Source organism: Streptomyces crystallinus (assembly GCF_039521265.1).
Lineage (GTDB): Bacteria > Actinomycetota > Actinomycetes > Streptomycetales > Streptomycetaceae > Streptomyces > Streptomyces crystallinus.
Window position 1 is genome coordinate 14,304 of sequence record NZ_BAAACA010000037.1, and the last position, 13,114, is coordinate 27,417.

Here is a 13,114-nt window from a genome sequence, read left to right on the forward strand (position 1 = left end):
GGGGCGCCGCCCGGCGAGGGTTGTCAGTGGCCGCCGCTACGGTGACGTCATGGCTACCCGTACGAAATCCGCGAAGGACCGGCCGTCCTACCGCTGCACCGAATGCGGCTGGACGACCGCCAAGTGGCTCGGCCGCTGCCCCGAGTGCCAGGCATGGGGGACGGTCGAGGAGTACGGCGCGCCCGCGGTCCGCACGACGGCCGCGGGCCGGGTCTCCGCCGCCGCGCTGCCGATCGGCCAGGTGGACGCCCGCCAGGCGACCGCCCGCTCGACCGGGGTCGACGAGCTGGACCGGGTGCTGGGCGGCGGTCTGGTGCCGGGCGCGGTGGTGCTGCTCGCGGGCGAGCCGGGCGTCGGCAAGTCCACCCTGCTGCTCGACGTCGCCGCCAAGGCGGCCCGGGAGGAGCACCGCACGCTCTATGTGACGGGCGAGGAGTCCGCGAGCCAGGTCCGGCTGCGGGCCGACCGGATCAACGCCCTCAACGACCATCTGTATCTGGCGGCCGAGACGGACCTCTCCGCGGTGCTGGGCCATCTGGACGCGGTCAAGCCGTCCCTGCTGGTCCTCGACTCCGTACAGACGGTGGCCTCTCCTGAGATCGACGGCGCGCCGGGCGGGATGGCCCAGGTGCGCGAGGTGGCGGGCGCGCTGATCCGGGCGTCCAAGGAGCGTGGGATGGCGACGCTCCTGGTGGGCCATGTGACCAAGGACGGCGCGATCGCGGGCCCCCGCCTCCTGGAGCACCTGGTGGACGTGGTGCTGTCCTTCGAGGGCGACCGGCACGCGCGGCTGCGCCTGGTGCGCGGCGTGAAGAACCGGTACGGGGCGACGGACGAGGTGGGCTGCTTCGAGCTGCACGACGAGGGCATCACGGGCCTGGCCGACCCGTCCGGCCTCTTCCTCACCCGACGGGACGAACCGGTGCCGGGCACCTGTCTGACGGTGACCCTGGAGGGCCGCCGACCGCTGGTGGCCGAGGTCCAGGCGCTCACCGTGGACTCCCAGATCCCCTCGCCGCGCCGCACCACGTCCGGCCTGGAGACCTCCCGGGTCTCGATGATGCTGGCGGTCCTGGAGCAGCGCGGGCGGATCAGCGCGCTGGGCAAGCGCGACATCTACAGCGCGACGGTCGGCGGGGTGAAGCTCTCCGAGCCCGCCGCCGACCTGGCGATCGCGCTGGCGCTGGCGTCGGCGGCGAGCGACACCCCGCTGCCGAAGAACCTGGTGGCGATCGGTGAGGTGGGGCTCGCGGGCGAGGTCAGACGGGTGACGGGCGTCCAGCGACGGCTCGCCGAGGCCCACCGCCTGGGCTTCACGCACGCGCTGGTGCCGTCCGACCCGGGCAAGGTCCCGGCCGGTATGAAGGTCACGGAAGTCGCCGACATGGGGGACGCGCTGCGGGTGCTGCCGCGCGGACGTCGCACGGAGGCCCCACGGGGGGAGGAGGAGCGCCGGTAGACTTCGCTGTCGAACGTCTGCGACCGGAGGAGTGCAGTGGCAGCCAACGACCGGGCAGCGGGAACCGGAAAGTCCGGCACAGGCTCCGGCAACGAAGCGCTGATGCGCGCCGCGCTGAGCGCCGTCGCGCCCGGCACCGCACTCCGTGACGGCCTGGAGCGCATCCTCCGGGGCAACACGGGCGGTCTGATCGTCCTCGGCCTCGACAAGACCGTCGACTCCATGTGTACGGGCGGCTTCGTCCTGGACGTGGAGTTCGCCGCGACGCGGCTGCGCGAGCTGTGCAAGCTGGACGGCGCGCTGGTCCTGGACAAGGACATCACCAAGATCCACCGGGCCGGGGTCCAGCTGGTCCCCGACGCGGACATCCCCACCGAGGAGACGGGCACCCGCCACCGCACGGCGGACCGCGTCTCCAAGCAGTGCAACTTCCCCGTGGTCTCGGTCTCCCAGTCCATGCGCCTGATCGCGCTGTACGTGAACGGGGAGCGCCGGGTCCTGGAGGAGTCGGCGGCGATCCTCTCCCGCGCCAACCAGGCCCTCGCCACGCTGGAGCGCTACAAGCTGCGCCTGGACGAGGTCGCGGGCACGCTGTCCGCGCTGGAGATCGAGGACCTGGTGACGGTCCGGGACGTCACAGCCGTCGCGCAGCGGCTGGAGATGGTGCGCCGTATCGCCACGGAGATCGCCGAGTACGTGGTGGAGTTGGGCACGGACGGGCGGCTGCTCTCGCTCCAGCTGGACGAGCTGATCGCGGGCGTCGAGCCCGAGCGGGAGCTGGTGGTCCGGGACTATGTGCCGGAGCCGACGGCGAAGCGGTCGCGGACGGTGTCCGAGGCGCTGCACGAGCTGAACGAGCTGACCCATGCGGAGCTGCTGGAACTGCCCATAGTGGCCCGGGCGTTGGGGTACAGCGGGTCGCCCGAGACGCTGGACTCGGCGGTGTCGCCGCGGGGGTACCGGCTGCTGGCGAAGGTTCCCCGGCTGCCGGGGGCCATCATCGAGCGGCTGGTGGAGCACTTCGGGGGGCTCCAGAAGCTGTTGGCGGCTTCGGTGGACGATCTTCAGACCGTCGACGGGGTCGGGGAGGCGCGGGCGCGGAGCGTTCGTGAGGGGCTGTCGCGGCTGGCGGAGTCTTCGATCTTGGAGCGGTACGTGTAGCTGTCGCGGCGGGGTCGTTTTTCCCCCACCCCGCCCCTCCCCGAAAGCCCTCCGGCGGGCGGCCGGGCGGGGTTCGGGGCAGCCAGCCGAGGGCTTCGCCCCCGGGCCCCCTTACGTCGTCTGCGGACCGTGGCGGGTTGCTCGCGCAGTTCCCCGCGCCCCTAGGGGACTGGGGACGGCCGAAGAACTCAGCTCAGCCACAGGCTTTCAGGGGCGCGGGGAACTGCGCGAGAAGCGGCCACCAGCCCGCAGACGACGAACCACCCAGGGGCGCGGGGAACTGCGCGACCAGCCACCCACACACCCGCAGACGAAGGCCGGGCCCAACAGGGGCGCGGGGAACTGCGCGGGCAACCCGCCACCGGGCCGCAGACGAAGGCCGGGCCAGGCAAACGCGGGGCCCGTCAGTCCTTCGTCAAGGAGAACGGGGCCCGGGCCACCGGGAGGCCCGGGGTCTGGACCTCGAAGAGGTACGTGCCGGGAGAGGGCGCGCCCGGCGACGGCGTCGCGCACCGCGCCGCGCTGCGGGACCGGTCCCACGCCAGCACCCGCGTCACCGTCCCGTTCCCCGGCACCTGGAACAGCACGCTCCCCGCCCCGCTCGGGCAGTCGTCCGACGCCCACACCTTGCTGTCGCCGGAGTCCGTCACCACCAGGACCGCCCCCTTGGGGCCGAGGTCCGCCTTGCAGGTGGAGGACGCCGTGTTCTGCACGGAGATCTCGACCCGCGGCTTCTCCCCCGGCGCGTACGCGTTCTTCAGGCTCCGGACCGTCAGCTTCAGCTGACCCGGCGCGCACACCGGCAGCGAGGACCCGGCCGGCACCTGCTGCGCCGTACCGCCGTCGAAGGAGCCGCCGCCGACGGCGCCCGCGCCGCCCGAGGACGACGAACCCCCGCCGCCCGCGCCCCCGTTGCCGGTGTCGCCGGACGACGACCCCGCCGTACCGCCGCCGGAGGAAGAGGAAGATCCCCCGGACGAGGAGCCCGAGCCGCCCGGCGTCTCGTCGCGGCCGCCCGGCGCCGTACTGATCGCGGGTCCCGAGCTGCTGGGCCCGGGCGTGATCGAGGGGGCCGGGTGGGCGCCCTTGTCGTTGCCGCCGCCCTTACTGCCGCCTCCGCCACCGGAACTGACGACCCATAGGATCACCACCGCGAGCAGCGCGAGCAAGGACAGCGCGACTGCCCTCCGTCGCCAGTAGATGGAGGAGGGAAGCGGCCCGACCGGATTGCGCAGAGATCCCACGGACGAAACTCTACGAGAGTTCCGCCCCAACTCCCGCCCCACCCGCCGCTCGCCCTCCGCAACTTTTCCGGATCATCATTCCGGAAGGCGATGTTCCATACTGTCCGTCACCATGGATAGCGATCTCTACCGCGACATCACCGACTTCGCCCACGACACGCCCTCGTGGATGCAGCACTTCGTCGAACTCTGGACGGAGGTGGGGCTGGTCCTGTTCGGCGTGCTGTTCGTCGTCTGCTGGTGGCGTGCGCGCCGGGCGGACGCGACGGCGATGGCGCTGGCCCTGCTGGCCCCGCTGGCGACCGCCGTCGCCTATGTCTCCAGCGAGGTGATCAAGACGCTGGTCGTCGAGGAGCGCCCGTGCCGCGCGGTCAAGGGCGCCGCCACCTCGCTGATCACCTGCCCGGCCAACGGCGACTGGTCGTTCCCCTCCAACCACGCCACCATCGCGGGCGGCGCGGCCGTCGCCCTGGCACTGGCCTGGCCCCGGATCTGGGCGCTGACCGTGCCCATGGCGCTGGCGATGGCGTTCTCGCGGGTGTACGTGGGCGTGCACTACCCGCACGACGTGGCGGTGGGCCTGCTGCTCGGCACGGCCGTCGCGGTCCTCTTCGCCAAGGCCGGTACGCGGCCGGTACGCGCCCTGGTCGAGTCGATGCGGGCGGGCGGCAACAGCGCCGCGGTCTGGCTCTCCGGGCCGGGCGCGCCGCTGCACGCCCGCCGCTGAGCGGCCCGCCGTACCCGTCGCACCCCCGTTCCGTGCCAGGATCGGGGGTGCCATGACGACGATGCCGACGACCGACCCCGACACGGTCTCCCCCGACGCTCTCCACACCCCCGTCCTCGGGTGGTTCGACCAGCACGCGCGCGACCTGCCCTGGCGCCGCCCCGAGGCCGGTGCCTGGGGGGTGATGGTCAGCGAGTTCATGCTCCAGCAGACGCCCGTGAGCCGGGTGCTCCCGGTGTACGAGCAGTGGCTGGCGCGCTGGCCGCGCCCGGCCGACCTGGCCGCCGACGCGCCGGGCGAGGCCGTGCGCGCCTGGGGGCGGCTCGGCTACCCGCGCCGCGCGCTGCGGCTGCACGGGGCCGCCGTGGCGATAACGGAGCGGCACGGCGGCGACGTACCGCGCGACCACGCCCAGCTGCTCTCACTGCCCGGCATCGGCGAGTACACGGCCGCCGCGGTGGCCTCCTTCGCGTACGGGCAGCGGCACGCGGTCCTGGACACCAACGTCCGCCGGGTCTTCGCGCGGGCCGTCAGCGGCGTCCAGTACCCGCCGAACGCCACCACCGCCGCCGAGCGGCGCCTGGCCCGCGCCCTGCTGCCCGACGACGAGGCCCGCGCGGCCCGCTGGGCGGCGGCCTCGATGGAGCTGGGCGCGCTGGTGTGCACGGCCCGCAACGAGGACTGCGGGCGCTGCCCGATCGCCGCGAGCTGCGCCTGGCACCTCGCCGGCAAGCCCGCCCACGACGGCCCGCCGCGCCGCGGACAGACCTACGCCGGGACCGACCGCCAGGTGCGCGGCAAGCTGCTCGCGGTGCTGCGGGAGGCGGTCGATCCCGTACCGCAGGCCGCGCTCGACGCCGTGTGGCACGAGCCCGTGCAGCGGGCCCGGGCGCTGGACGGGCTGGTCGCGGACGGCCTGGTGGAGCCGCTGGCGGGCGGGGTGTACCGGCTGCCGCTGACGTGAGGCGGGCCCCGTCCCGACGGAGTGTCACGGGGCCGCAACTCCCGGTCGGGCAGGCCCTGTTGACCAGGTGGGCGGCTCGGGCGGATCGCTCTGTGTCACCGGGGGATCACGCCCCTACCCCGGGAAAACGAAGGCCAAACCTCCGCTGTTACACAACCGATGGCTCTCCGTGCGCCCCCCGACGGCTGCTCCGCACAGGCCCGTGACAACGGCTCCGTAGCTTCAGTCAGGTAAGCGGGACCGGCGGGAAAGTCACGGGGACGGAGGCGGTTGGGTATGGCGCACGGCGAGGTGCTCGAGTTCGAAGAGTACGTACGCACTCGGCAGGAGGCTTTGCTGCGCAGCGCCCGGCGGCTCGTTCCGGACCCGGTCGACGCGCAGGACCTGCTCCAGACGGCTCTGGCCCGTACGTACGGCCGCTGGGACGGCATCGCCGACAAGGCGCTCGCCGACGCGTATCTGCGCCGCGTGATGATCAACACGCGGACCGAGTGGTGGCGCGCCCGCAAGCTGGAGGAGGTGCCCACCGAGCAGCTGCCGGACGCGCGCATCGAGGACGGCTCCGAGCAGCGCGCCGACCGCGCCCTGCTGATGGACGTACTGAAAGTCCTGGCGCCCAAGCAGCGCAGCGTCGTGGTGCTGCGACACTGGGAGCAGATGAACACGGAGGAGACCGCCGCGGCCCTCGGCATGTCGGCGGGTACGGTCAAGAGCACGCTGCACCGGGCACTGGCCCGGCTCCGGCAGGAGCTGGAGAGCCGCGAGCTTGACTTCCACGCGCTCGGCAACGCTGATGGACGTGACGGCCGCGTGGGCCGCCAGGCCGACCGCCGGGTCGGCCGCAACGAGCGCGACGAAAAGGGGCGGGAGCGGTGCGCGGCCTAGGCCATGGCAGAGGGGGCGTGCTGGCGGCGGGGACTACGGCGGTGGCCGGGCTCGCCGCCTTCGGCCTGCTCACGACGGCGTGCTCCACGGGGGGTACCGGGACGCGCGACGAGGGCGAGGCGCGCACCGACAAGGTGAGCCACGCCTCCCCGACGCCGACCGCGACGACCGAGGCGCCCTTCAAGAAGATCAACCCCGTACGGCTGCTCAAGGCCGACCCCAAGGTCAGCGACCGGGTGAAGGCGGATCTCAAGCCCTGTGTGAAGGACGAGTACCCGATCGACGTCAGCTACGGGCACATCACCGGCGCCACCGGCCAGGACGTCGTGGTCAACGTGATGACCTGCGGGGACGCGGTGGGGCTCGGCGCCTATGTGTACCGCGAGGACGGCTCCTCGTACGACAATGTCTTCACCTCCGAGGAGGCGCCCGTCTATGCCGAGATCGACCGGGGCGACCTGGTGGTGACCCGGCAGATGTACGCCAAGGGCGACAAGCCGGCCTTTGCCTCCAGTGAGATCGTGACGACCTACCGGTGGTCGGGTACGAAGTTCGCCAAGCACGATCAGGTGGAGAACGACTTCAGCAAGGCGGTCGGCAACGACGAGGGGACCGAGGCGCCTGTTCCGGCTTCGCCGTGAATCGGTTTTGGCGCCATGGGTCTGCCTTGCCGCCCTGGGTCTGCCTGCCGTCCTGAATCTGCCCTGGCCCGCTCTGGCTTGGCCTGAACCGGCCTCGTTCTGAATCCGCCTCGCCCTGGATCGGGTTCGCCTGCTTTGAGCTGGCAGGCTATGAGCTGGCAGGCTTGACCGTACGTACGACCCGAGGAACTGAGAGCAGCACGATGGCCGAGACCCATGTCCTGTTCGTCGAGGACGACGACGTCATCCGTGAAGCCACCCAGCTCGCGTTGGAGCGCGACGGCTTCACCGTGACCGCCATGCCCGACGGACTCTCCGGTCTGGAGGCCTTCCGCGCCGACCAGCCCGACATCGCGCTGCTGGACGTGATGCTGCCGGGTCTGGACGGGGTGAGCCTGTGCCGCCGGATCCGTGACGAGTCCACCGTTCCCGTGATCATGCTGTCCGCGCGGGCCGACTCGATCGACGTGGTGCTGGGCCTTGAGGCGGGCGCCGACGACTACGTCACCAAGCCGTTCGACGGCGCCGTGCTCGTCGCCCGGATCCGTGCCGTGCTGCGGCGCTTCGGGCACGCGGGCGGGACCGGTGCGGGCGCCGCCGAGGCGGACGGGGAGCCGGAGCGCGGGGTCCTCGCCTTCGGGGACCTGGAGGTCGACACCGAGGGCATGGAGGTCCGCAAGGGCGGCGAGACCGTCGCCCTGACCCCGACCGAGATGCGGCTGCTCCTGGAGTTCTCCTCGGCTCCCGGTACCGTGCTCTCCCGCGACAAGCTCCTTGAGCGGGTGTGGGACTACGGGTGGGGCGGGGACACGCGCGTGGTGGACGTCCATGTGCAGCGGCTGCGTACGAAGATCGGTCAGGACCGGATCGAGACCGTGCGTGGCTTCGGCTACAAACTCAAGGCGTGAGGGGCGAAAGGCGTGAGGCGGGCGTGAGGCGGGCGCAAGGCCGGGCGGAAGGCGTGAGGGGCGAGTGAGGCGGCCCGCCCTGCGGACCGGCGTCCGCTGGAAGATCAGTATCGCCATCACGGCCGTCGGGGCGCTGACCGTGATGGCGCTCAGCCTCGTCGTGCACAACGCGGCACGGGTCTCGATGCTCGACAACGCGCGCGACCTCCAGCTCGACCGGGTGCTGTTCGCACAGCGCATCTATGAGACGAGCAAGCAGACCCGGTTCGGCGCGAAGCTCAACGACCCGGCGCTGCCGGCCGATCTGAAGGCCAAGACGGACCGGGGGCGCAAGGCGACGTCCGTGCAGGAGCCGAAGAGCGGGGTGCCGGACATCTGGGCGGCCGTGCCGGTGGGCAACGGTGACGTCCTGTCGCTGCACAGCACCTTCACCGACCGCAGCTCCAATGTGATCTCCGACCTCGACCGGGCGCTGGTGATCGGCTCGGTGGCGGTGGTGTTCGGCGGGTGTGCGCTCGGGATCCTCATCGGGGGGCAGATCTCGCGCCGGCTGCGGAAGGCCGCGGCGGCGGCGACGCGGGTGGCGGAGGGGCATACGGACGTACGGGTGCGGGACGCCATCGGCGGGGTCGTGCGGGATGAGACGGACGAGCTGGCCCGGGCTGTCGACGCGCTGACCGATGCCCTCCAGGAGCGGCTGGAGGCCGAGCGGCGGGTGACCGCCGATATCGCTCATGAGTTGCGTACGCCGGTTACGGGGCTGCTGACGGCGGCTGAGCTGTTGCCGCCGGGGCGGCCTACCGAGCTGGTACGGAACCGGGCTCAGGCGATGCGGACGCTGGTGGAGGACGTGCTGGAGGTGGCGCGGCTGGACAGCGCGTCGGAGCGGGCGGAGCTTCAGGAGATCGCGCTGGGGGAGTTCGTGAGCCGGCGGGTGGCGCTGCTGGATCCGGAGGTGGTGGTCCGGGTGGTGCACGAGTCGTGGGTGAACACGGATCCTCGGCGGCTGGAGCGGATTCTGGGGAACCTGCTGGGGAACGCGGCGAAGCACGGCCGGGGGCCGGTGGAGGTCACGGTGGAGGGCCGGGTGGTACGGGTGCGCGACCACGGGCCCGGGTTCCCGGAGGCGCTGCTGCGGGAGGGGCCGAGCCGGTTCCGTACGGGGAGCAGCGACCGGGCCGGGCATGGGCACGGGCTGGGGCTGACTATTGCGGCGGGGCAGGCGCGGGTGTTGGGGGCGAGGTTGACGTTCCGGAACGCGGCGCCGGAGGGGGCGGGTGCGGGTTCTGGCTCGGGTTCGGGTTCGGGTTCTGGTTCGGCTGGGGGAGCGATTGCGGTGCTGTGGCTTCCGGAGCACGCCCCGACGGCGACGGGAAGCTTCCCGACCTTGCCGCCGCAGGCCTAGGGCGGGTGCCTGCGGCGCAGGGCTGAGGTCCGGTGGGGGTGGCGCAGGTCCGGTGGTGGGGTGGGTGGGGGCGCGGAGGGGTGTCTCCTCTCTCGTCGCGCGTACGGCCTCCACAAGCCTTCCGGCCACTGATGCGCTCCTCCTTGCGGGGACACCCCTCCACACCCCCACCCACGCGGGTCATCAGCGACCCCCCACCGCACACACAAAGGCCGCAGACACCCCCCCCCCGAGCCCCCGTCTTTAATCTTTTAGGGGCGCGAGGAACGGCGCGAGCAACCGACCACAGCCCGCAGACAAAGACGGGTTTAGGGGCGCGGGGAACTGCGCGAGAAGCGGCCACGACCAGCAGACGAAGACGGGTTTCCAGGGGCGCGGGGAACTGCGCGAGCAACCGGCCACGGCCCGCAGACGAAAACGGGTTTCCAGGGGGCGCAGCCCCGATCGGGGGCGCAGGGGGCGGAGCCCCCGCTCAGGGGTCCGGGGGCGTAGCCCCCGGGAAAACACCTCCGCCCCCCTCCCACCCCCGGAGGGTTTAGGGAAGGGGCGGGGTGGGGGCAAAACCCCGGGTCAGACCCGCTCGCGTACCGCCGAAGACACCGCCTCCGCAGCACCCCCGTCACCCGCCGCACCCCCCTGCGGCCCCGCCCCCCGCAACGGCACCTCCTTGACGAACAAGGAAGCCAGCAGCGCCCCGAGGGCGACCGCCGCGCCGAGGATGAACGCCCCGTGCGTCCCGGAGGACACCGCGTGCTGATACGCCTCCCGAAGCGACTCCGGCAGCTTCGCCAGGCTCGCCGCGTCGAGCTGGGCGGACTGCTGGGTGACCCCGGCCCCGCCCCGGGCGGACATCTCGTCCTGGACGCGGCTGTTGAAGAGCGCCCCCATGATGGCCACGCCGAAGGAGGAGCCGAGCGTACGCGCCAGCGTGCTCGTGGAGGAGCCGACGCCGATGTCCTTCATCTCGACGCTGTTCTGCGCCACCAGCATGGTGATCTGGAGCAGACAGCCCATGCCGGCGCCGAGCACCGCCATGTAGAGGCCGGAGGTGAGGCGGGTGGTGCCGGTGTCCATGGTGGAGAGGAGGTAGAGCCCGACCACCATCAGGACGCTGCCGACGATCGGGAACGCCTTGTAGCGCCCGGTCGAGGTGGTGACGCGTCCCGCGAAGAGGGACACGACGGTCATCGAGAGGAGCATGGGCAGCAGGAGCAGACCCGAGTTCGTCGCGGACGCGCCCTGTACCGACTGCTGGTAGAGCGGGAGGAACAGCACCGCGCCGAACATCACGAAGCCCGTGATGAACGCGATCGTCGCCATCAGGGAGAAGTTGCGGCTGCGGAAGATGTGCAGCGGCACGATCGGCTCCGCCGCCTTCGTCTCGACGAAGAAGAAGCCGACCAGGGACGCCACGCCGAGGGCGATCAGCTCCATGATCCGGGCCGAGCCCCAGGCGTACTCCGTCCCGCCCCAAGTGGTGACCAGCACGATCGCGGTGATGCCGACGGTCAGCAGCACCGTACCGAGGTAGTCGATCTTCGGCTTGGACGTCTTCTTCGGGAGGTGCAGGACCGCCGTGACCATCGCGAGGGCGACCGCGCCGAGGGGCAGGTTGATGTAGAAGGACCAGCGCCAGCCGAGGTGGTCGGTGATGGAGCCGCCGACCAGCGGGCCGCCGATCATGGCGATGCCCATGACACCGGCCATCATGCCCTGGTACTTGCCGCGCTCGCGGGGCGGGATCAGCTCGCCGATGATCGCCATGACGCCGACGATCAGACCGCCGGCGCCCAGGCCCTGGATCGCCCGGAAACCGATCAGCTGGCCCATGCCCTGGGCCATGCCGCTGAGCGCGGAGCCCGCGAGGAAGACCACTATGGAGCTGAGGAAGGCGCCCTTGCGGCCGTACATGTCGCCGAGCTTGCCCCAGATGGGCGTGGAGGCGGCGGTGGCCAGGGTGTACGCGGTGACGACCCAGGAGAGGTGGGCCATGCCGCCGAGGTCGCCGACGATGGTGGGCATCGCGGTGCCGACGATCATGTTGTCGAGCATCGCGAGGAGCATCGCGATCATCAGGGCCAGCAGGACCACCCGTACGCTGCGCTGCTTCGGTCCCGCCGCTGGCTCCGGCTGAATCTGTTGTGCCATGTCTTCCACTCCCTGCCCCACACTTACTTGCCGCCCGGCTAGTTACTACACTGGGGAAAGTAGACCCCCTACTAGCCGGGCGTCAAGTAAGTTTTCAGGAGAGCTCGATGGCCAGAGGCAACACCCGCCAGCGCATCCAGGATGTGGCCCTGGAGCTCTTCGGCGAGCAGGGGTACGAGAAGACCTCGTTGCGTGAGATCGCGGAGCGGCTCGACGTCACCAAGGCGGCGCTCTACTACCACTTCAAAACCAAGGAAGACATCCTGGTGAGCCTCTTTCAGGACCTCACCAGGCCGATGGACGAGCTGCTGGAATGGGGGAAGACGCAGCCCCGTACCTTGGAATCGAAGATCGAGATCCTGCGGCTCTACAGCGAGGCCCTGACCGGCGCCGCCCCGCTCTTCCGCTTCATGCAGGAGAACCAGGCCACCGTCCGCGAGCTCTCCATCGGGGAGAACTTCAAGGACCGCGTCCTCGCGATGGTCGAGCTCCTCAAGGACCCGGGCGCGCCCGTGGCCGACCAGATCCGCTGCTTCACCGCGCTCTTCTCCATGCACGTGGGCATGTACGCCCTCAAGGACCTCGAAGGCGACCCCGAGGAGAAGCGGAAGGCCATCCTCGAAGTCGCCATCGATCTGGTGACGCAGGCCCACGGGGGCGGGCAGTAGTCCCTCAGACCTTCACGCCCGCCGTGCGCAGGAACGCCACCGGGTTCACCGCCGAGCCGTAGTTCGCCGTCCTGCGGATCTCGAAGTGCAGATGCGGGCCGCTGGAGTTGCCCGTGTTGCCCGACAGCGCGATCCGCTGGTCGGTGGAGATCGACTGGCCGACGCGGACGTCGATCCGCGACAGGTGGGCGTACTGCGAGTACGTGTTGTCGGCGTGCCGGATCACGATGGCGTTGCCGTACGCGGGGCCGTCGCCGCCGCCGTTCGGGCCCGCCTTGACGACCGTGCCCGAGTGCACCGCCTTGACCGGGGTGCCGATCGGCACCGCGAAGTCCTGGCCGGAGTGCTTGTGCGCCCACATCGAGCCGCCGGTGCCGAAGGTGGCGCTCAGCTTGTACGTGTCCACCGGGTCCACCCAGGAGGCGGTCTTCTTCGCCGCCGCCTTGGCCTGTGCGTCGGCCTGCGCCGCCACGGACGCGGCCGCGCCCACCGCCTTGTCGGCGGCGGCTGCCGTCCCGGCGCCCAGCAGGGCCGTCGCTCCCAGGCCGGCGCCCACGGCGGCGGCGCACAGACGGAGGACGGTCGGGCGGGGCGTACGGGAAGCGGGGCGCTGGGACATGCGGGGACATCCTCCGAGTGGACGACTGGGGCAGAAGCGGGCCCGGCGAGCATGGTGGCGCGCCGGGCGGCATCCCTTGGTAACCCAGGCCCCCATCGACGCCCAAAACGCCCATCTACTAGCGAAAGCCGTATTGGGTGGGCGGGGAATTCGCGCCATGCTCGGGGCATGCGGTGCTAACCGTCGTAGTAGGTGCCCGGGGGCCTGTGCGCCTTGTCACCGGACGGCCCGGCATGGAAGGACCTAAGTCCGTCCCTTTCGGGACCAAGGTCCCGTGTGCGGGGC

The 13,114-nt window shown here is 71.5% G+C and carries 12 protein-coding genes; 9 read left to right on the plus strand and 3 right to left on the minus strand.

Annotated elements, in window-relative coordinates; genetic code table 11:
* The first annotated feature begins 49 nt into the window (after window positions 1-49).
* Together radA and disA are read left to right on the plus strand one after the other, a co-directional pair.
* Window positions 50-1,459 carry a DNA repair protein RadA gene (gene radA / locus ABD236_RS25345; RefSeq protein WP_344077198.1) on the plus strand — a complete coding sequence of 470 codons (1,410 nt, stop codon included), beginning with the start codon at window positions 50-52 and terminating at the stop codon, window positions 1,457-1,459.
* Between the two features lie 36 nt (window positions 1,460-1,495).
* Window positions 1,496-2,620 (plus strand): DNA integrity scanning diadenylate cyclase DisA, encoded by a 1,125-nt coding sequence (disA, locus tag ABD236_RS25350; RefSeq protein WP_344077200.1) that lies wholly within the window; start codon window positions 1,496-1,498, stop codon window positions 2,618-2,620.
* A 404-nt stretch (window positions 2,621-3,024) separates the two neighbouring features.
* Here the strand turns inward: disA and ABD236_RS25355 are convergent, their stop codons facing one another.
* A complete protein-coding gene (locus tag ABD236_RS25355; RefSeq protein WP_344077202.1) occupies window positions 3,025-3,864 on the minus strand; it encodes a hypothetical protein in 840 nt (279 codons plus the stop codon).
* Between the two features lie 112 nt (window positions 3,865-3,976).
* On the opposite strand from ABD236_RS25355, the gene ABD236_RS25360 reads away from it, so the two are divergent.
* The 6 genes from ABD236_RS25360 (at window position 3,977) to cseC (ending at window position 9,394) form a co-directional block, all read left to right on the plus strand.
* Window positions 3,977-4,591 carry a phosphatase PAP2 family protein gene (locus ABD236_RS25360; RefSeq protein WP_344077204.1) on the plus strand — a complete coding sequence of 205 codons (615 nt, stop codon included), beginning with the start codon at window positions 3,977-3,979 and terminating at the stop codon, window positions 4,589-4,591.
* Window positions 4,592-4,643: 52 nt separating this feature from the next.
* Entirely contained in the window at window positions 4,644-5,555 is a 912-nt protein-coding gene (locus ABD236_RS25365) for an HhH-GPD family protein (RefSeq protein ID WP_425543948.1), read from the plus strand.
* Between the two features lie 276 nt (window positions 5,556-5,831).
* Window positions 5,832-6,440, plus strand: a complete 609-nt coding sequence (locus tag ABD236_RS25370) for a SigE family RNA polymerase sigma factor (protein WP_344077206.1) — start codon at window positions 5,832-5,834, stop codon at window positions 6,438-6,440.
* A 17-nt stretch (window positions 6,441-6,457) separates the two neighbouring features.
* Entirely contained in the window at window positions 6,458-7,081 is a 624-nt protein-coding gene (locus ABD236_RS25375; RefSeq protein WP_344077208.1) for a hypothetical protein, read from the plus strand.
* Between the two features lie 203 nt (window positions 7,082-7,284).
* Window positions 7,285-7,989, plus strand: a complete 705-nt coding sequence (cseB, locus tag ABD236_RS25380; RefSeq protein ID WP_344077210.1) for a two-component system response regulator CseB — start codon at window positions 7,285-7,287, stop codon at window positions 7,987-7,989.
* Between the two features lie 64 nt (window positions 7,990-8,053).
* Window positions 8,054-9,394, plus strand: a complete 1,341-nt coding sequence (gene cseC, locus ABD236_RS25385) for a two-component system sensor histidine kinase CseC (RefSeq protein ID WP_344077212.1) — start codon at window positions 8,054-8,056, stop codon at window positions 9,392-9,394.
* A gap of 570 nt (window positions 9,395-9,964) precedes the next feature.
* Here cseC and ABD236_RS25390 read toward each other — a convergent pair.
* On the minus strand, window positions 9,965-11,542 hold the full coding sequence (locus ABD236_RS25390) for an MDR family MFS transporter (protein WP_344077215.1): 1,578 nt from the start codon (window positions 11,540-11,542) through the stop codon (window positions 9,965-9,967).
* A 107-nt stretch (window positions 11,543-11,649) separates the two neighbouring features.
* Between ABD236_RS25390 and ABD236_RS25395 the strand changes: the two genes are divergently transcribed.
* Entirely contained in the window at window positions 11,650-12,210 is a 561-nt protein-coding gene (locus ABD236_RS25395; protein WP_344077217.1) for a TetR/AcrR family transcriptional regulator, read from the plus strand.
* A gap of 4 nt (window positions 12,211-12,214) precedes the next feature.
* Here ABD236_RS25395 and ABD236_RS25400 read toward each other — a convergent pair whose 3' ends face one another.
* Window positions 12,215-12,829, minus strand: coding sequence for a M23 family metallopeptidase (locus tag ABD236_RS25400; RefSeq protein WP_344077219.1), 615 nt, complete (start codon window positions 12,827-12,829; stop codon window positions 12,215-12,217).
* Window positions 12,830-13,114: the final 285 nt, after the last annotated feature.